Here is a 17,493-nt window from a genome sequence, read left to right on the forward strand (position 1 = left end):
TCACTCCAGCTCGGGGATAGGGTTTAGGTTGAGGCGGCCAATGCGGGCCAAGTCGGAGTCGGTGAGACGCAGTAACGAAGCGTTGAGTGCCTCGGATGCCGGACCGTAGCGTTGGTTGAAGCGCGCGGAGCCCATTGTCAGTGCGGCCTGCTTGTACCTTTGCTGGAGCTGGATCCTCCGGGCCCAAGACACATCATCCAGCCGCATCACTTTTGTTGGGCAGACCGGACAGAACCCATAAGCGGTGCACATCCGGCCAGGAACTTGTCCAACAATTGGACTCTGAAACGGATCCAGACAGTCGTAACCAGGTGTAGCGGCAGAGCGATCTTCATAGTGACCTCGAGGGTCGATCTTGCCGGCGCTGTCCTGATGGCGTTCCTTCATCGCCATAGCACCGGCCAAGGCCACTTCGTCATGGCGCTGCGCCTCACTGGATCGGTAGTTCCCGTCCGTCGTAGTCACACTGCTGTGGCTAAGCAAGATCCTCACCTTCTCTGAGTCCTTCAGAAGGTCCCTCAGGTGGTCAGAACCAGCTTGCCTCAGCGCATTGGCACCCGCCGGCTCAAGTCCACGTTCTTGGAAGAACTTGAGCTTGCGGTCAAGCGATAGGGTGTACAGTGCTCCCAATGGTTGCGCCAACGATCTGACCGCCTCTACCTTCCTGTTCTTAAATTTGCTTGCATAGAGGAAGAGGTCGTGTTTGATGCGCTCCGGAGCAGACCGTCGCATGTGCTTTGTCCAGCGCTCAATGAAGTCGACGACATTGCAAGGATTGAAGACCTCATCGCCCTTTGCAAAGGATCGGAAGACCATCTTGTTCGCACGTACTTTGTGCGATGAGAGCTTGTACTTGTTGTGAAGCACTCCGGCATTCTTGTCGATGTCGGTGATCCTCAGGCAGCACAAGGGCTGCTCGTTCCAGTGCGTGAAGCACTGCAGAATGATGAATGCCGGAATGAGATCATTCACCTGAGGATTGATGATGCGTGCGAAGCCGGTATAGCCGAACCCTTCAATCGCTTCGAATAGCTTGTTGTCTTTCTTCTTCAACCACTCCCTCTCCGGGAGCATGCCGTCATAGCGCTCGATTATCACGGCGGACAGCCCTTCGACCGTATCGAACTCCTTCTGCCCTGTTTCGAGAAGCGCGGCGACCTTCTTGTCTACCTTTGTGAGTAGGGGATCGATCTCCTTGACCTGCTCCTCGTAGGCTTTGATGGCCGCCGCGAGCAGGTCCACAAACTGCTCGAACGGAATGGTTTCTTTTCCCTTGCCTCGTTGTGTGTTTTGCCCCGACCATGAGTTCACCGGAATCTCGTGATCTACTCCTAGCGCGGAGAGCTTTGGCGAGAGGCGCCCGATCAGCTTCTTGAGTGAGCTCAGCTTGTGCAGCTTGTCGAAGTAGCTGCGCTTTGGTTTTCCGTCGGGACCGGGCGAATCAAGCCACTTCACGAAGTCGCGAAACAGCTCTGCACAGAGATCCTTGAGTTCAGCCTGGGGTTTCACCTCATTGAGAAAGGCAATAAAGCCGTAGCGCAAGTCACGATGAGTTGCGGTCCTGGTCGTCTGTTTCTCGCTGGACATCACCGCAACGGTCGCCTCGGTGAGCTGCTCGCCGAGTGCCGGCAGGCTCAACCAAGGATCAAGCAGATACCACCTGTCGTCTTCAGGGTTAGGATTCTCAGACCTTAGGTAAATTTTTCCGCGTCGCGGCTGGCGGATGAAGGTAACCTTGAGCTTTCCCTCTTCCGGGGGTGCGCTTTGTCCACCCTCACTGCCGCCCGAGGTGTTGTCGAACCTGCTCTTCCTCACAGTCCACGCTCGCTAAGGATTTTCGTGAGGTGGCTTTGGTCTGCTTCGGAGAGCGCCTCTTCGAGGACGACGCTTGCGTTGAGGTAGATCTTGTCTGTGGTTGCCTTGTCTCGGTGGCCAAGCAGTGCCTGGACGGTCTTGCCGGGATCCGGATTACCGTTGAGCTTCTCCGCCGCGTAGTTGAACAACGCAAACGAATGCCTGCAGCTGTGCGGACTCGGGACAGATTGGCTGCCCAACCGCTTTGCCGCCTTTAGCGCAGCACGTCGAAAGATCTTTCTGAAATTTGCGGCAGACAGAGGAGAACCCGCACCGCGATGGGCATGCTGGTGATTCACGAATATCCTGTCGTGAACTTGATCCGGTGGAAGCTTCGCGACGGCTGCCGCTCGCTCGGTCCTTATGTAGAGATCTAGCTCTTCCAGCAGCCAGATCGGCAGCCGTACGTTGCGCTGATGGCCGCCCTTTGCTTTGACCTTGATAAAGGAAGCCGTGAGCGGATCCTTCTTTCCAATTTGCCACAGGGGAAGGTCACTGCATCTGCCGGCCAAGCCTTCGCTGATGCGACAACCCGTGTTGGCGAGATAGGTGAAGAGAAGCCTGTCCCTACTCAGTCCATTACCCTCCTCGCTCGGCATGCGCCCCAGCGTCACTGCCATTTCGTCAAATAGGGCTGGCGGAATGTGCTTCACCAAGGCATCGACGGCGGGTGCTTTGGGCAACTTCACACGTGGAGCAAATAGCAACTGGGATCCGGCCTTCACTACGACGTGCCGCACTTCGATGCGGTTCTTCAATCTCCCTTGGTTCTGGAGGTACTCCAAGGATCTCTTGGCGGTTGAAACGCGCTTGAGAATGGTCGCGGCTGAGTAGACCTTCTGAGTCTGAGGACTGATGGTTTCCGACATGCTGTCGGCGTAACCCTGGATCAATTCCTCTGTAAAGTCCGTAAGAGGAACGCGAATGCTGTTGGCGTAGAGCAGCAGGTCCACGAGATCTTCAGCATTGGCCTTGCTGGTGGTCTCTTGATTGCGGAGCTGTGGCTTGCCGATTGGGCTGACGCTTTCTGCCAGCAGGAAGTCAAAGGCGTCTTGTATCGGCTCAAGAGTTCGTCGGTCGACTATGAAGTGAAAGCCCGCGGGGAGGATTGCGGACTTTCCGAGTAGCTGGGCTGCTTGGCCTTTTCCGTGAATAGGAATGGCCTTGATGACCTTCGGTTGGTAGATGTCCAAGTGGTGTCCCTGATTACGACCGTGATGGAAAAAATCACAGCTCGTTGTCGGGTGCAATTCGCAGCGATGGTCTAAAGCTGCGAAGTGAACACGTTCGAACGAGAAGCAGGGCGGGAAGCTATTTTGTTCAGCCTCATTCTGTCAAGAATGTACCAATTAGGCGATGACGTATTGATTAAGTAGTACAGTATTGACTGAACATTTCAGTAGAGAACCATACCGTGCTCGCACCCCCGGTAGGGATTCAACGACTGGTCGAACGGAATGTCCGGCGACTGGTTGCGGGTGATGACGCTGCGCGCGAACTCCTCGATCACCTGCGTGTGCGGCGCGGACGCAATGTCGCCCTCGGTGTCGGCGTCGTGCCAGCCATCGTCGATCGCATCCGGCGTGGTCACGGCGAACCGGCCCGGCAGGTAGCCGGTGGACCCGCGTCCCTTGATGCCGGCTCGCCCCTTCGTCGTCATGCGGGGAGCATACGCCGCGTCCGTCGCAGGTGACGCGACAGCGCATAGAATCCTCCCATGTACGACATGCTCGGCGCCTTGCGCGACTACTTTTCCTCCCTACCCCATCTCGCGGCGTGGGTGACCTTGGCGTGGCTGCTGTATCTGGTGCCGCTGTGCGCATGGATCGTCCTGCAGAAACGCGAGCCGGTGGCCACCCTCAGCTGGCTGTTGTCGCTGGCGCTGCTGCCCTACGTGGGCTACCTGATCTATTTCCTGCTCGGCCCGCAGCGCATCAAGCGCCACCAGCTGCGCCGCACGCGCTCACGCGAGGGCGTGGAGAGTTACGAGGTGTTCGCGCCCAGCGACGGCAACAGCGCCGAGCTGCCGATGCTGGCGCAGAAGACGACCGGGCTGCCGCCCGCCACCGCCACGTCGGTACAGCAACTGGTCGACGGCTGTGCCACCTACCGCGCCATCCTCGACGCCATCGCGCTGGCCGAGAACCACATCCATCTGGAGTACTACATCTTCAACGGCGACCGCACCGGCCAGCGCATCCTCGAAGCGCTCGCGGTGAAGGCGCGCGAGGGGGTGAAGGTGCGGCTGCTGCTGGACGCCGTGGGCTCGAACCGGTTGAAGAGCCGGGCGCTGCGTGCGCTGATCGACGCGGGCGGCGAGCACGCCTGGTTCCATCCCACGCGCTTCCGACCCTTCACCCGTCCCTGGCTGAACCTGCGTACGCACCGCAAGATCGTGGTGGTGGACGGACGCATCGCGTTCACCGGTGGCATCAACGTCACCGACGAGGAAGACGAGTCGCTGCGCGACGACGCCTTCCGCGATCTGCACCTGCGCCTGGAAGGCGAGATCGTGCGCAGCATCCAGCAGGTGTTCGTCGAGGACTGGGTGTATGCGACGGGGCAGCAGCGCAAGGACTTCCAGGGCACGCGCCTGTGGAGCGCGGAGGACGCGAACGTGCGCGGCGGCATTGCGGTGCAGGCGCTGGTCTCCGGCCCGGACTCGGCATGGGAGCCGATCCATCGTGCCAAGGTGGCCGCGATCCACGAAGCGAAACAGCGCGTGTGGCTGGTGACGCCCTACTTCGTGCCCGGCGAAGCGGCGCGCATGGCGCTGACCTCGGCGGCGCTCGGCGGCCTGGACGTGCGCCTGGTGGTACCCAAGGTCAGCGATTCACGGCTGGCCACGCTGGCGGCGCGTTCCTACTTCGACGAGCTGCTGGCGGCCGGCGTGAAGGTCTACGAGTACGGTCCGCGGATGATGCACAGCAAGGCATTGCTGTGCGACGACGCGCTGGCGATCGTCGGCAGCGCCAATTTCGACCACCGCAGTTTCCGGCTCAACTTCGAGATCTCCATGATGTTCCGCGACCGCGGCGTCGCCGGCACCCTGGCGCAATGGATGGAAGGCGAGATCGCGGCCAGCCAGGTCGTGCGGATGCAGCGTGGCCGCGCGCTCTGGCGGCACCGGCTGCCCGAGGCACTGGCCCGGCTGATGTCGCCGCTGCTGTGAAGCACGGCCGTTTTTGATGCCGGAGGGAAGCGGTAAGATGCGGCCACCAAGCTGCGGGGGTGGATGATGCACTGGCTTTTCCTGTTGATGGCCATCGGCTGCATGTTCATGGCCGTGCGCACCACGTCGATGCCGCTGATGGTCGTGCTGATGCTGGTGTCGCTCGGCCTGTTCGTCGCATGGATCCTGGGCCGGCATGCGCGTCGCCTGGGCGAGACCAGCCGCGACCCGTCGATGATGATCGACCCAGTCGAACTGCGCCGCCTGCGCGAGCTGGCCGAGGCGCGCCGCCAGGCGCCGCCACCGACGGAGCCGCCGGCCCCGTGACCCTGCTCAGCGTCAACGTCAACAAAATCGCGGTACTCCGGAATTCCCGCGGCGGCAGCGAGCCGGACGTGGTCCGCGCCGCACGCACCTGCCTGGCGGCCGGCGCGCACGGCATCACCGTGCATCCGCGGCCGGACCAGCGCCACATCCGCCCCGACGATGTCCGCGCCCTGTCGCTACTGACCCGCGCGCAAGGTGTGGAACTGAATATCGAAGGCAATCCGTTCGCGCCGCCGAGAGCGGGCTATCCCGGCTTCCTCGCCCTCTGCGACGAGGTGCGGCCGGCACAGGCGACTCTGGTGCCGGACGGCGACGGGCAGATCACGTCCGACCACGGCTTCGACTTCGCCCGCGACAGCGAGCGCCTGCGCCCGCTGGTGGCTGGCCTGAAGGCCATGGGATGCCGGGTCAGTCTGTTCGTCGACGCCGGCTGCGAAGGGCTGGAGCAGGCGGCACAGCTCGGGGCGGACCGCATCGAGATCTACACCGGCCCCTACGCCGAAGCGGCCGTACGGGGCGAGCCCGCCGGGGAACTCGACCGCTGTGTCGCCACTGCGCGCCAGGCGCAGGCGCTGGGCCTGGGCGTCAATGCCGGACACGATCTGAGCCAGGAAAACCTGGGCCGTTTCCTGGCCTCGGTACCCGACGTGCTGGAAGTGTCCATCGGCCATGCCCTGATCGGCGAGGCGCTTTACGCCGGCCTGGACGCGACGGTGCACCGTTACCTGTCCATCTTGGACACCGCTGCCGGCCGGCACTGACGCCGGTCCCGGCGTCGCGGGCGGCTCAGTTCCTCATGGCGATGTTGCCGATCCCGCTGGCTTCGGCCTGGGCCAAGGCACTGACCAGCTGCTGGTAGTCGGCGTCATCGGCCGCTTCCACCTGCAGCACGGTGCGGGGATCGGCGATGCGGGCATCCTCCAGCCGCACGCGCAGTTCCGACAGCGTCACCGGCCGGTCGTCCAGCGTGTAGTGGCCGGCCATGCCGACCTCGAGCACCAGGTCGTTGGGCGGCTCGATCCGCGTCACCGGTGGTGTGGCCTGCGGCAGCATCGCCTCAATCGGCCGCGACAGCATGGGCGCGGTGACCATGAATATCACCAGGAGGACCAGCATCACGTCCACCAACGGGGTGATGTTGATCTCGGCCAGTTCGGAACGGCTTGCGGGAGCGGAGAACGCCATGGCACACCTCCTTCTGTCGGGACCGTAAGCCGGACGCTACGCCCGTCGCCGGAACGCCGCAAGAGGGTTTCGCTTCGACCAAACAAAAAAGCCGCCCCGAAGGGCGGCGTTCAAAACTGCGTTGCGCGTCAGGATTACTGCACGAAACCGATCTTCAGCATCTGCGCATTCTTGGCGGCGGCCAGGACCCTGGCCATCACTTCGTAGTGCGCTTCCGAGTTGGCTTCGATGCGCAGCTCGGGCTGGTTGGTCGGATCACGCTGGACTTCGTTTTCCATGCGGGTCTGCAGGTCCGCCACGTTCACCGGACTGTTGTTCCAGTAGATCGTGCCGTCGGCGTTGATCCGCAGGTCGATCGGCGGCGGCGGTTCCTTGATCTGCGGCGGCGGGTTGATCACACGCTGCGGCAGAGCCACTTCGATCGGGTACGTCATGATCGGGGCGGTCACGATGAAGATGATCAGGAGCACCAGCATCACGTCCACCAGGGGCGTGACGTTGATGTCGGCCATGGGGCCCTTGCTTCCACCACTGCTGAATGCCATGGCTTACTGCCCCTTCTCTTTCGTGGCCACGTAGCCGATGTCCAGCATGCCCTGACCCTGCGCGATCTTGGTGACGTCGGCAATGACGCCCATCTTGGTCGTCTTGTCGCCACGCAGGTTGAGCTTCGGCTGCGGCTGCAGCTGGGCGGCGCTGGACAGGCGCGACTCGAGGATTTCCTTGCTGACCGGCTCGTCGCCCCAGTACAGGTCACCGTTTTCTTTCACGGAGATGGTGATCGGCGGGGTCTTCGGACCGTCCTCGTCGTCCTTCGCGATCTGGGGAGTTTCGGGCAGGTCGATCTTCACCTTGTGCGACATCAGCGGCGCCGTGATGATGAAGATGATCAGCAGCACCAACATCACGTCCACGAGGGGCGTGACGTTGATCTCGGCCATGGGGCCACCGCTATTACCACTACTGAAAGCCATGACGGGCTCCGTCTAGAACGTTGCGTTGACTGCTTGTACCGCCGGCTCAGCGAACGCGCGAGCCGGTGGCGAAGAAGTCGTGCAGGTCGTGCGCGAACGTGTCGAACTTGGCGATGACCGCGGCGTTCGTCTTGCTGAAGAAGTTGTAGGCGAACACGGCCGGGATGGCGACGAACAGACCGATGGCGGTCATGATCAGCGCCTCACCCACCGGGCCGGCAACCGCGTCGATCGACGCCTGGCCGGTCGCACCGATGCGGATCAGGGCGCCGTAGATGCCCCACACCGTACCCAGCAGACCCACGAACGGCGCGGTCGCACCGACGGTGGCGAGCAGCGTCATGCCGCCCTGCAGGTTGGTGCTTTCGCGGGTCACGGCCTGGCGCAGGGCGCGGTCCACGAACTCCGAGCGGCTCAGGGTTTCGCCCGAACCTTCCGAACGCTGGTGGTGGGCGGCGGCCTGGGCGGCGTCGAGCGCGATCTTGGAGAACGGCTCGTTCTTCGGCTGTTCTTCCATCAGGCGGATGGCGTCCTGCGCGTTCGGGGTTTCCCAGAAGGCGCTGGTGACGCGGTCGGCCTGACCCTTGAGGCGGCCGCTGCGCAGCACGTTGATGACGGTCCAGTACCAGGACATGGCCGACATGATGACCAGGGTGAGCAGCACGACCCAGGAGACGATGAACTCGCCAGGCTTGCTGACCATCTCGGAGATCATGTGCTCGAAGCCCATCTGCGACAGGGCATTCGCGGCGTTGTTGCCCCCGGCGGCGGCGGCGAAAAGGGTTTCCTGCAGCATGACGCTTACCTTTATATAAGTGTTGATTGAGAGTGTTGCGGGTTACGTTGAACTTTGTCGATGCCCGATGGCATCAGCCGCCCATGTTGAAGTCCACCGGCACGCGGACGCGGCCTGCAGCCTTCTGGCCATTGACGACGGAAGCATTGAAGCGCCACTTGCGTGCGGCGTCCATGGCGGCGCGATCGAGATCGCGGTTGCGGCTGGACTTCTCCACCGACACGTTGGTCACGTTGCCGTTCGCATCGACGTCGATGATCAGGATGACCGTGCCTTCGATACCGGCACGCGCGGCGGCGGGCGGGTAACGCGGCGGGTTCATGTTCTTCGACGAGATATCGACGCTGGCGCCGATGTCCGGCGTCGGCGCCGGCGGGGCCGGCGGCGACGGCGGCGTCACGATGTCGGTCGGACGCGGCTCGGCGATATCGACCGGCGGCGCCTCGGGCGGCGGCGGCAGCGGCGTGGTCTTCGGCGGCGCCAGGTTCTTGACCGGCGGCGGCGGCGTATCCTGCGGCGGCGGCGGCGGCGGCGGCGGGGGAGGCGGCGGCGGGGCGTCGACGATCACGACCGACGTGCGGCGCTCCTTGTCCTTCTCCGCCGGCGGGGCGACCGCCGGAATCAACAGCGCAAGCAGGGCCGCTGCATGCAATGCGATCACGAAGGCAATGCCGATGATACGGGGCCAGTTGAGGCTGTTGTCCTCTTCCTCTTCCCGGTACCTGTTGATGACCAGTTGTTCAGCCATGCGCCAATTAACTCAAGGTTGATACGGGCACCGAGGCGCCTCGTTGATTCTGGGCCCTGCCAGTGATTTTCACCGGCGGAACCCCCAGCTTATACCAATCCGACGCTCCGGTGCCATCATCCGTATGGATTATTGGCCTTCGGTGTCAGTCGATCCCGTTACGGCAGCGCAATGATCTTCTTCGCGTCTTCCGGCTTCTTCAAACCCTTCTCCAGCGCGGCGCGCGCGGCGGTCTTGGCTTCCGGGATGCGGTCCTCCTGCCACAGCACGCGCGCGAGGTTCAGGTAGGTGTCGCCGTTGGGCGCCAGCGGAGCGGCCTTCTGCCAGGCCTCGATGGCCTGCGGAATCTGCTCCGAGTAGTAGTACGCCTGCGCCAAGGCCAGCTGGGTCTGGTAGTCCGGCTTCAGCGCGCCCTTCTGCAGGCCCTCGTTGACGACGGAAATGACGTCCTTCTCGCGACCGTCCATGTTGGCGTAGGTCACGTAGAGCTGGCGGTATTCCTTATCTTCGGTGAGCTGGCCGGCAGCGCGCATCTTCTCGAGCGCCGCAGCGGCCTTGTCGAACTGGTCGGCCTGCTGGTAGGTGGCGACCAGGTTGAGCTGGGCCTTCTTGTCCGTCGGCGCCTTGGCGGCCATCTGCTCGGCGATCTTCACCGCGTCGGCCGGGCGGTCGGCGCCGACCAGCGAGGCCAGCAGCAGGCTGTACCAGCTGTCCTTGGGCTCCGGCGTCGCGGCGATGGCCTTCTCCAGCACCGGGATGGCGTCGGCGTACTTCTCCATCTGGTACAGCGCCTGGCCCTTCTGGATCAGATCTTCCGGACGGTTGGACTTGGTCTCGGCCAGGTAACGGTCGAGATTGGCCATGCCGGGTTCGAACTCGTCGTCCTGCAGCTGCAGCTGCGCGAGCATCAGCAGCGACTGGTAGTGGCTGTTGTTGTCCAGTGCATTGAGGTCGACCACTTGCTGCAGCAGCTGCTTGGCCGTCGCCATGTCGTCGAGGTTGTATGCAGCCTGCCCGCCCAGTTGCGCGGCCATCGCCTTGTCGTACTCGTTCGCGTTCGGCTCGGCCAGCAGCTCCTTGGCCAGGGCCAGCGTCTCGGCGTCGTTGTCTTCTTTCTCGTAGGCCTTGAAGAGCTTGCTCAGCTTGCCCTGCATCTTGCTGGACGCCTTGACCTTCGGCTCCTCACGCGTGGCGTCGGGGTAACGCACTTCGGGCTTGGCGCTGCTCTTGCGGCCACCGCGATCGGCGGAGCGGGCGTCGTACGCCACGGCATCGGCCACCACGGCGCCGCCGAACGCTGCCAGCAGCATCAGGCTGAGAAGGGTTTTCTTGGACGTGCGTTGCTTCATGTCTAAACCTCGTGGGGCCATGCAGCGGAGGAATGATCCGTACCGTCTGCGTGCGGGGCCGGCAAAGCTATCAGAAACCGGGGGAGGGCGGATACCGTTTCAGGTGTTGCGGAGCAGCAATACCGGAGCGTGTGTCAGCCGCATTTCGGCGCGTTTCCGGCCTTCCTGGCCGCCTCGTACGTGGGGACGAGGGACGGTGCATCGCGTTCCAACTCGCGGATGCGGTTGGCGGGATCGGGGTGGGTGGACAACCACTGCGGCGAACGGCCGCCGCTGGCCGCCATCATGTTCTGCCACAGGCCGACGGCCTGGCGCGGATCGAAGCCCGCCTGCGCCATCAGGCGCTGGCCGACGACATCGGCTTCGCTTTCCTGTTCGCGCGAGCCCGGGAGCAGGAACACGGTTTGTGCGGTCATTCCACCGATCTGACTTGCCGTATTGGCTGCGCCTTGACCATAGCGTGCGCCCAACAGTGCGCTTACCAGGCCGACTCCCGTCTGCGCGCCCATCTGCCGCGTGATGCGCTCTTCATGATGCCGCGCGATCACATGGCCGATCTCGTGCCCGAGCACCGCCGCCAGCTGATCCTGGTTCTTGGCAACGGTGAAAATCCCGGTGTTCACGCCCACCTTGCCACCCGGCAGCGCGAACGCGTTCGGTTCCTTGTCGGTGAAGACCGCCGTTTCCCAGGCCACGCCGCGTTGCGCCGGCGGAAGCTGCCGCACCAGCGCGTTGACCACGCAGGTGACATAGGCGTTCTGCCGCGCATCGCGGTTGAGGGTTTCCTTGGCCTTGGTCTCAGCGAAGGCCTGCGCGCCCAGCTGGTCCAGCTGCGCCTGCGAGACGCCGCCCACCATCTGGGTGCGCCCGGTGGGCGAGGTGGTGGTGGCGCAGGCGGTCAGCCCCAACACCATGGCGGTTCCGAGGATCCGGAGTTTCATGCTCGCCCCCTGCAACATTACGTGACACCCGAGTCTGGGCAAGCGCGTCTTAAACTTTCGTCAATCACATTAAGCCGATACGTCGCCGTACACCTGCATCACCGCCAGCGCTATCGCATTGTTCAGGATGTGGGCTGCGATCGGCGCCCACAGCGTCCCGGTCCGGCGGTAGACCCAGGCGAAGATCCCGCCCATGCCGGTGTAGACCAGGATCAGGAACAAGGTGCTGTCCGCCGGCTTGCCATTGAGCCCGGGCAGTTCGTGCACCAGTGCGAACACCATGCTGCTGAGGATCAGGCCCAGCACCGGCCAGCCCGCCTCCCACAGGCGTCCGAACAGCACGCGCCGGAACAGCAGCTCTTCGTACAGCGGCGCCAGCACGACGGCAAACAGCGTCAGAAACACCGGAAACCGGGCGAATCCGTCCTTGATCAGGTCAAGGTTGCTGGGCTGCAGGTCCAGCCCCAGCGCGCGACCACCCGCACTCATCAGGGTGCTGAACAGAAACGTCGCCAGTCCCGCCACCAGCGCCCAGCCCCACGTGCGGGGCAGGCGCAGGCGATCGAGGGATGCACGTCGTTCGGCGGGCGCCGCACGGCGTCGCCACAGGTACAACACCAGCGCCGTTCCGCCCGTGCCGACCAGCGTCATCACGATCAGGAAAAGGACCGGCGGCGTGCCGAGCCGGGCCTGTACTGCCGCCGCATCCAGCGTCCCGCCAGACTGCTGTGCCAGCTGGACGCCGCGCCACGCCGCCCAGCCGAACAGGCCGAGCATCAGCGTGGAAAACGACAGCGTGACGGCGAGCACCACGTCGAGCACGAACGCCGGCAGCACGCGGCGCAAGGGCAGGGCGGGCGGCGTCGATGCCGTGGGATCGGGCAGGGTGCGCACGTCGCTCACTCGCACCGCCTCAGACGTCGAGGTTGGCGACCTTCAGCGCGTTGTCTTCGATGAACTCGCGGCGCGGCTCGACCACGTCACCCATCAACGTGCTGAAGATCTGGTCGGCCGCGACCGCGTCTTCGATGCGCACCTGCAACAGGCGGCGCGTTTCGGGATTGACCGTGGTGTCCCACAGCTGCTCCGGGTTCATTTCACCCAGGCCCTTGAAGCGCTGGATGCTGCGGCCCTTCTTGGCTTCTTCCAGCAACCACGCCTGCGCGTCGGCGAACGTGGCCACCGGCTGCGCCTTGTTGCCGCGGACCACCTGCGCACCCTCGCGCACCAGCCCATGCAGCAGCGCGGCGGCTTCACGCAGCGGACGCAGTTCGCCGGTTTCGAACGCCGACAGCGACAACACCTGCAACAGTTCCTCACCCATGTGCCGGCGCGTGGACAGCAGCGCGGCCGGCCGCTGCTCGGTGGCCGGCTGCAGCGTCAACGCATAGCGCGCACTGCCGATGCTGCCGCGGTTGAGCTTGGCTTCCAGCGCGTCGAGCTCGTGGCGCTCGTCGATATTTTGCTGCAGGTGCGCGGCATCCAGCGGGGTGAAGTCGATCAACGACTCCAGCAGCACCGGATCGTAGCGATGCGCGTTGCGTGCGATCGCATCGCGCGCCGTGGTGAACACGAGCAGCAGTTTCTCCAGCGCTTCGCCGGAAATCGGCGGCTCGCCATCGGCGGGAATCAGCGAGGCGCCTTCCACGGCGTTGTTCGCCAGGTACACGTTGAGCGCCGCGTCGTCCTTCAGGTACAGCTCCTGCTTGCCCTGCTTGAGCTTGTACAGCGGCGGCAGGCCGATGTAGATGTGGCCGCGCTCGATCAGCTCCGGCATCTGCCGGTAGAAGAACGTCAGCAGCAGCGTGCGGATGTGCGAACCGTCGACGTCGGCGTCGGTCATGATGATGATGCGGTGGTAGCGCAGCTTGTCCGGGTTGTACTCGTCCTTGCCGATGCCGGTGCCGAGCGCGGTGATCAGCGTGCCGACTTCGGCGCTGGCGAGCATGCGGTCGAAGCGCGCGCGTTCCACGTTGAGGATCTTGCCGCGCAACGGCAGCACGGCCTGGTTCTTGCGGTTGCGGCCCTGCTTGGCCGAGCCGCCGGCCGAGTCGCCCTCGACGATGAAGAGCTCGGACAGCGCCGGATCCTTCTCCTGGCAGTCGGCCAGCTTGCCGGGCAGGCCGGCGATATCCAGCGCGCCCTTGCGACGGGTCAGGTCGCGGGCCTTGCGCGCGGCTTCGCGGGCGCGGGCGGCGTCGACGATCTTGCCGGCGATGGCGCGGGCCTCGTTGGGGTGTTCCTGCAGGAACTCCTCCAAACGTGCGCCGAACGTGCTCTCAACAACCGGCCTAACGTCGGAACTGACCAGCTTCTCCTTGGTCTGCGAGGAGAAACTGGGATCCGGCACCTTCACCGACAGCACGGCGATCATGCCTTCGCGCATGTCGTCGCCGGACAGATTGACCTTGGCCTGTTTGGCGATGCCGTTCTGTTCGATGTAATTGGTCAGCGTGCGGGTCAGCGCCGCACGGAAGCCGATCAGGTGAGTGCCGCCGTCCTTCTGCGGGATGTTGTTGGTGAAGCAGAACATCGTTTCCTGATAGGCGTCGGTCCACTGCAGGGCGACCTCGACCGTGATGCCGTTCTGCTCGCCGCTTACCGAGATCACGTTCGGATGCAGCGGCGTCTTCAGGTGCGCCAGATGCTCCACGAAGCTGCGGATGCCGCCCTCGTAGTGGAAATCGTCGCGACGGCCTTCGCCCCGCTCGTCGAGCAGCACGATCTTGACGCCGGAATTGAGGAACGACAGCTCGCGCAGGCGGCGGGCCAGGATGTCGTAGTGGAACTCGACATTCCCGTGGAACGCGGTCACCGACGGCCAGAAGCGCAGCGTGGTGCCGCGCTTGGTGGAGCTTTCGATCTGGGTCAGCGGCACCAGGGCCGCACCGTTGCTGTATTCCTGGCGGTAGTGGGCACCGCCCTGGAAGATGTCCAGCTGCAGCTTCTCGGACAGGGCGTTGACCACGCTGACACCCACGCCGTGCAGGCCGCCGGACACTTTGTAGCTGTTGTCGTCGAACTTGCCGCCTGCGTGGAGGACGGTCATGACGACTTCGGCCGCCGAGACCTCGCGCCCCAGCTTGGCGCTCATCTGCGCATGCTTGCCGACCGGAATGCCGCGGCCGTTGTCGGACACCGAGACCGAGCCATCTTCATGGATCGTGACCGCCACGTGGTCGGCATGGCCGGCCAGCGCCTCGTCGATGGAGTTGTCGACGACTTCGAACACCATGTGGTGCAGGCCCGTGCCGTCGTGCACGTCGCCGATGTACATGCCGGGGCGCTTGCGGACCGCTTCCAGACCTTCCAGTGCGGTGATGCTGTTGGCGTCGTACGTGTTGCCGTTCGGTGCAGAAGAGGTCGTTTCGTCGGTCATTCGCTTCGTGTCGGCTGCAAGGCCGGCGCCGCGCCACCGGGTCGGTGGGCGCAATGCGCGGGCCAAGGGATCAATGCGGAATTATAGCACTGGTGCGCACTTAGCCTCGGCTCAAGGCATCGGGGCAGGCTGCACGGCACCGTGTTCCACGTGGAACCGCGTGCCTGGGTGGGTGCCTTCCTGCAGGCCAACCGGGAGTTCCGTGCCGGTGATGAAGACCTGCGCGCCACTGGCGAGCAGGCGATCCAGCAGGCGCCGTTGGTGATGACGGTCCAGCTCCGAGGCCAGGTCATCCAGCCCCACCACCGGCCATTCCCCGCGCCGACGGGCAAAGTCCTGCGCCTGCGCCAGCAGGCAGGACAACGCGGTGAGCTTGGCTTGGCCGCGGGACAGGGTTTCGCGGTCGGGGAACTGGGAGTATTCGATCCGCCAGTCCGCCCGGTGCGGTCCCACGGTGGTGTACCCCGCTGCGCGATCCCGGTCCCGTGCCAGCAGCAACGCATCGCCGAGCGACAGCTCCTGCCGGCGCCAGCCGGGGAGGAACACCAGCGTGGCGGCGCCCAGCGACGGCGCCAGCTCGGCCACCACGTCGGCAAGATCCTGCTGCAGGGCGTCGAGATAACGCTGGCGATGGTCGGTGAGGGGCTCGCCCGCATCGGCGAGCTCATGATCCCAGGCGTCCAGCTGCGCACCCGCCATACCGGCCTTCAGCAAGGCATTGCGCTGCTTGAGGGCGCGGGCATAACGGCGCCACAAGGGGAGGAACCCTCCGTCGCGTCCCTGTTCCACGTGGAACAAGCCCCAATCCATGAAACGCCGCCGGGGCTCACCGCCACCGGTCACCAACGCGTGGCTGCCCGGCTCGAAGCTGACCACGGCCAGTGCGGCGCACAGATCACCCAGCTGGGCAACGTTCTCGCCATCCAGGCGTCCGGTCCACGCTTGTCCGGTGTGCCGCAGTCCCGCGCGGCGCACGCGCGACTGGGCCGCTTCCCGCCATTCGACGAAGACTTCCACGGCATCGGAACGGGTCCGCACGAGTCCATCGCGCACACGGCCCCGGAAACTGCGGCCATAGGCCATCAGGTGCAGCGCCTCCAGCAGGCTGGTCTTGCCCGCGCCGTTGTCGCCCGTGATCAGGTTGAGGCCGGGTTCCGGCGCCAGCGCCACATGCTCGAAACGCCTGAGGCCGCTGGCCTCGAGTCGGGTCACCTGCATCGGGGCGCCACCGCCGCCGGTTCGATGGCCCCGGAACCGGCGACCGGAAGCGGATGACGGACGGCGGAGCCTGAGAAGAGGGTGGGCATGGGGTCATTGTAGCTTGCGGCGGCCAGGCGCCCGATCCGTCCGTTGCGGCACGCTTGCGGGCAGACGGGCAGGCTCGAAATCATGGCTTCTCGCGCACTATCGGTGTCCACAAACGACATCGCCCGGCTCGGGGCCGGGCGATGGTCGTGTTCCACGTGGAACAGGATCGGTCAGAGGCGCAGCGGCATCACCACGTGGCGAGACTTCTCGCTGCTGGCTTCGCGGACCAGGGCCGACGAATTGGCGTCGCGCAGCTGCAGGACGATGTGCTCGTCGCGCAATGCCGACAGCGCGTCCAGCAGATAGTTGACGTTGAAGCCGATCGCCAGGCCATCGACCTTGGTGTCGGCCTCGATCTCTTCCTGGGCTTCTTCCTGCTCGGGATTGTGTGCGCTGATCTTCAGCTGGCCGGGCGACACTTCGACGCGCACGCCGCGGTACTTCTCGTTGGACAGGATGGCGGCACGCTGCAGCGCGGCCCGCAGCACTTCGCGGTCCAGCAGCACTTCGCGGTCGGCGCCGATCGGAATCACCGCTGCGTAATCCGGGAAGCGGCCGTCGATCAGCTTGGAGGTGAAGGTGACATCGTCGCGCTTCACGCGGATATGGCTGCGGCCGACTTCCAGTTCCAGCGACCGGTCGCCGCCTTCCAGCAGGCGTTGCAGCTCGGTCACGCCCTTGCGCGGAACGATGATTTGGCGCTTGCCCACCGCAGCGCCTTCCAGCTGCGACTCGCACATGGCCAGACGATGTCCGTCAGTGGCCACGCAACGCAGGGTCCGCTCGCTGAGGTCGAACAGCAGGCCGTTGAGGTAATAGCGCACGTCCTGCTGGGCCATGGCGAACGAAGTCCGTTCGATGAGCTCCTTCAGCGTCGCTTCCGGCACCTCGATCCGCTCGGTCGCCTCGACCTCGTCCACCGACGGGAAATCGTTCGCGGGCAGAGTGGCGAGCGTGAAGCGGCTGCGCCCGGCCTGCACAGTGACCTTGTCGCCGGTCTGGCTGACGGTCACCTTGCTGCCGTCGGGGAGGGCGCGAATGATGTCGAACAGCTTGCGGGCCGGAATGGTGGTCTCGCCGTCCTGCGCGTCATCGACGGCACTGCGGGAAATCATCTCCACTTCCAGATCGGTACCCGTCAGCGACAGCTGGCCGTTCTGTACCTGCACCAGGAAATTAGCCAGGACCGGCAGCGTCTGCCGGCGTTCGACCACGTTGACCACCTGGGCCAAGGGCTTGAGGAATGCTTCGCGCTGCAGACTGAAACGCATGAGTGTTGGAGCCCCTTCGCTTTGGATTTTTAAGACTAAAAGCTTAAAAGCTGGTGGTGGTGGTAGGCCTGAAAAGCCGGGAAAACCTACCTAACCCCATGAATATATTCTGTTTTTTGTTCCTGCAACCCGGTGGACAGGGGTGCCTGCGCCTGTGGTGGAACCTGTGGACAACTTTTGGCCGGGAAT

16 protein-coding genes and 1 pseudogene are annotated in these 17,493 nt (G+C 64.3%); 3 read left to right on the forward strand and 14 right to left on the reverse strand.

All coding sequences use genetic code 11. From position 1 onward, the window contains the following. From ASD77_RS05925 to ASD77_RS05935, 3 genes and pseudogenes are all read right to left on the reverse strand, one after another. On the reverse strand, window positions 1-1,638 hold the full coding sequence (locus tag ASD77_RS05925) for a hypothetical protein (protein WP_055938699.1): 1,638 nt from the start codon (window positions 1,636-1,638) through the stop codon (window positions 1-3). A 173-nt stretch (window positions 1,639-1,811) separates the two neighbouring features. Further along, window positions 1,812-3,047 (reverse strand): tyrosine-type recombinase/integrase, encoded by a 1,236-nt coding sequence (locus tag ASD77_RS05930; RefSeq protein WP_055938702.1) that lies wholly within the window; start codon window positions 3,045-3,047, stop codon window positions 1,812-1,814. 212 nt (window positions 3,048-3,259) lie between these two features. Then, window positions 3,260-3,514, reverse strand: a pseudogene (locus tag ASD77_RS05935) (radical SAM protein); the annotation flags it as partial. Window positions 3,515-3,580: 66 nt separating this feature from the next. On the opposite strand from ASD77_RS05935, the gene cls reads away from it, so the two are divergent. The 3 genes from cls (at window position 3,581) to ASD77_RS05950 (ending at window position 6,114) form a co-directional block, all read left to right on the forward strand. Continuing rightward, window positions 3,581-5,026 (forward strand): cardiolipin synthase, encoded by a 1,446-nt coding sequence (gene cls, locus ASD77_RS05940; protein ID WP_156383575.1) that lies wholly within the window; start codon window positions 3,581-3,583, stop codon window positions 5,024-5,026. 66 nt (window positions 5,027-5,092) lie between these two features. Further along, on the forward strand, window positions 5,093-5,353 hold the full coding sequence (locus ASD77_RS05945) for a hypothetical protein (protein WP_055941094.1): 261 nt from the start codon (window positions 5,093-5,095) through the stop codon (window positions 5,351-5,353). Then, window positions 5,350-6,114, forward strand: coding sequence for a pyridoxine 5'-phosphate synthase (locus ASD77_RS05950; RefSeq protein WP_055938710.1), 765 nt, complete (start codon window positions 5,350-5,352; stop codon window positions 6,112-6,114). The genes ASD77_RS05945 and ASD77_RS05950 overlap by 4 nt, the downstream gene beginning before the upstream one ends. Before the next feature lie 25 nt (window positions 6,115-6,139). Here the strand turns inward: ASD77_RS05950 and ASD77_RS05955 are convergent, their stop codons facing one another. The 11 genes from ASD77_RS05955 to dnaN all read right to left on the reverse strand — a co-directional run bounded on the left by ASD77_RS05955 (window position 6,140) and on the right by dnaN (window position 17,304). Beyond that, on the reverse strand, window positions 6,140-6,538 hold the full coding sequence (locus ASD77_RS05955; RefSeq protein WP_055938713.1) for a biopolymer transporter ExbD: 399 nt from the start codon (window positions 6,536-6,538) through the stop codon (window positions 6,140-6,142). 134 nt (window positions 6,539-6,672) lie between these two features. Then, a complete protein-coding gene (locus ASD77_RS05960) occupies window positions 6,673-7,083 on the reverse strand; it encodes a biopolymer transporter ExbD (RefSeq protein ID WP_055938717.1) in 411 nt (136 codons plus the stop codon). 3 nt (window positions 7,084-7,086) lie between these two features. Continuing rightward, the gene (locus ASD77_RS05965) at window positions 7,087-7,512 is read right to left on the reverse strand and encodes a biopolymer transporter ExbD (RefSeq protein ID WP_055938720.1); all 426 of its coding nucleotides are present in this window, start codon (window positions 7,510-7,512) and stop codon (window positions 7,087-7,089) included. Between the two features lie 46 nt (window positions 7,513-7,558). Beyond that, a complete protein-coding gene (gene exbB / locus ASD77_RS05970; RefSeq protein ID WP_055938723.1) occupies window positions 7,559-8,308 on the reverse strand; it encodes a TonB-system energizer ExbB in 750 nt (249 codons plus the stop codon). Window positions 8,309-8,381: 73 nt separating this feature from the next. Continuing rightward, window positions 8,382-9,056, reverse strand: a complete 675-nt coding sequence (locus tag ASD77_RS05975; RefSeq protein WP_055938725.1) for an energy transducer TonB — start codon at window positions 9,054-9,056, stop codon at window positions 8,382-8,384. A gap of 158 nt (window positions 9,057-9,214) precedes the next feature. Next, window positions 9,215-10,405 (reverse strand): tetratricopeptide repeat protein, encoded by a 1,191-nt coding sequence (locus tag ASD77_RS05980; protein WP_055938729.1) that lies wholly within the window; start codon window positions 10,403-10,405, stop codon window positions 9,215-9,217. A 134-nt stretch (window positions 10,406-10,539) separates the two neighbouring features. Next, the gene (locus tag ASD77_RS05985) at window positions 10,540-11,346 is read right to left on the reverse strand and encodes a M48 family metallopeptidase (protein ID WP_055938734.1); all 807 of its coding nucleotides are present in this window, start codon (window positions 11,344-11,346) and stop codon (window positions 10,540-10,542) included. 69 nt (window positions 11,347-11,415) lie between these two features. Beyond that, complete coding sequence (locus ASD77_RS05990; protein ID WP_235578486.1) at window positions 11,416-12,249, reverse strand: CPBP family intramembrane glutamic endopeptidase; 834 nt, start codon at window positions 12,247-12,249, stop codon at window positions 11,416-11,418. Window positions 12,250-12,259: 10 nt separating this feature from the next. After that, window positions 12,260-14,725 carry a DNA topoisomerase (ATP-hydrolyzing) subunit B gene (gyrB, locus tag ASD77_RS05995; RefSeq protein WP_055938740.1) on the reverse strand — a complete coding sequence of 822 codons (2,466 nt, stop codon included), beginning with the start codon at window positions 14,723-14,725 and terminating at the stop codon, window positions 12,260-12,262. A gap of 111 nt (window positions 14,726-14,836) precedes the next feature. Beyond that, window positions 14,837-15,943, reverse strand: a complete 1,107-nt coding sequence (recF, locus tag ASD77_RS06000; protein WP_055938743.1) for a DNA replication/repair protein RecF — start codon at window positions 15,941-15,943, stop codon at window positions 14,837-14,839. 260 nt (window positions 15,944-16,203) lie between these two features. Then, on the reverse strand, window positions 16,204-17,304 hold the full coding sequence (dnaN, locus tag ASD77_RS06005) for a DNA polymerase III subunit beta (protein ID WP_055938746.1): 1,101 nt from the start codon (window positions 17,302-17,304) through the stop codon (window positions 16,204-16,206). Window positions 17,305-17,493 lie beyond the last annotated feature (189 nt).

It is taken from the genome of Pseudoxanthomonas sp. Root65 (assembly GCF_001427635.1).
In the GTDB taxonomy this organism is placed as follows: domain Bacteria; phylum Pseudomonadota; class Gammaproteobacteria; order Xanthomonadales; family Xanthomonadaceae; genus Pseudoxanthomonas_A.

Coding starts and splice junctions, on each gene's coding strand:
- gyrB (WP_055938740.1), bottom strand. CDS start 14,725: ATGACCGACGAAACGACCTCTTCTGCACCGAACGGCAACACGTACGAC.
- cls (WP_156383575.1), top strand. CDS start 3,581: ATGCTCGGCGCCTTGCGCGACTACTTTTCCTCCCTACCCCATCTCGCG.
- dnaN (WP_055938746.1), bottom strand. CDS start 17,304: ATGCGTTTCAGTCTGCAGCGCGAAGCATTCCTCAAGCCCTTGGCCCAG.
- exbB (WP_055938723.1), bottom strand. CDS start 8,308: ATGCTGCAGGAAACCCTTTTCGCCGCCGCCGCCGGGGGCAACAACGCC.
- ASD77_RS05975 (WP_055938725.1), bottom strand. CDS start 9,056: ATGGCTGAACAACTGGTCATCAACAGGTACCGGGAAGAGGAAGAGGAC.
- ASD77_RS05945 (WP_055941094.1), top strand. CDS start 5,093: ATGCACTGGCTTTTCCTGTTGATGGCCATCGGCTGCATGTTCATGGCC.
- recF (WP_055938743.1), bottom strand. CDS start 15,943: ATGCAGGTGACCCGACTCGAGGCCAGCGGCCTCAGGCGTTTCGAGCAT.
- ASD77_RS05965 (WP_055938720.1), bottom strand. CDS start 7,512: ATGGCTTTCAGTAGTGGTAATAGCGGTGGCCCCATGGCCGAGATCAAC.
- ASD77_RS05955 (WP_055938713.1), bottom strand. CDS start 6,538: ATGGCGTTCTCCGCTCCCGCAAGCCGTTCCGAACTGGCCGAGATCAAC.
- ASD77_RS05960 (WP_055938717.1), bottom strand. CDS start 7,083: ATGGCATTCAGCAGTGGTGGAAGCAAGGGCCCCATGGCCGACATCAAC.
- ASD77_RS05985 (WP_055938734.1), bottom strand. CDS start 11,346: ATGAAACTCCGGATCCTCGGAACCGCCATGGTGTTGGGGCTGACCGCC.
- ASD77_RS05980 (WP_055938729.1), bottom strand. CDS start 10,405: ATGAAGCAACGCACGTCCAAGAAAACCCTTCTCAGCCTGATGCTGCTG.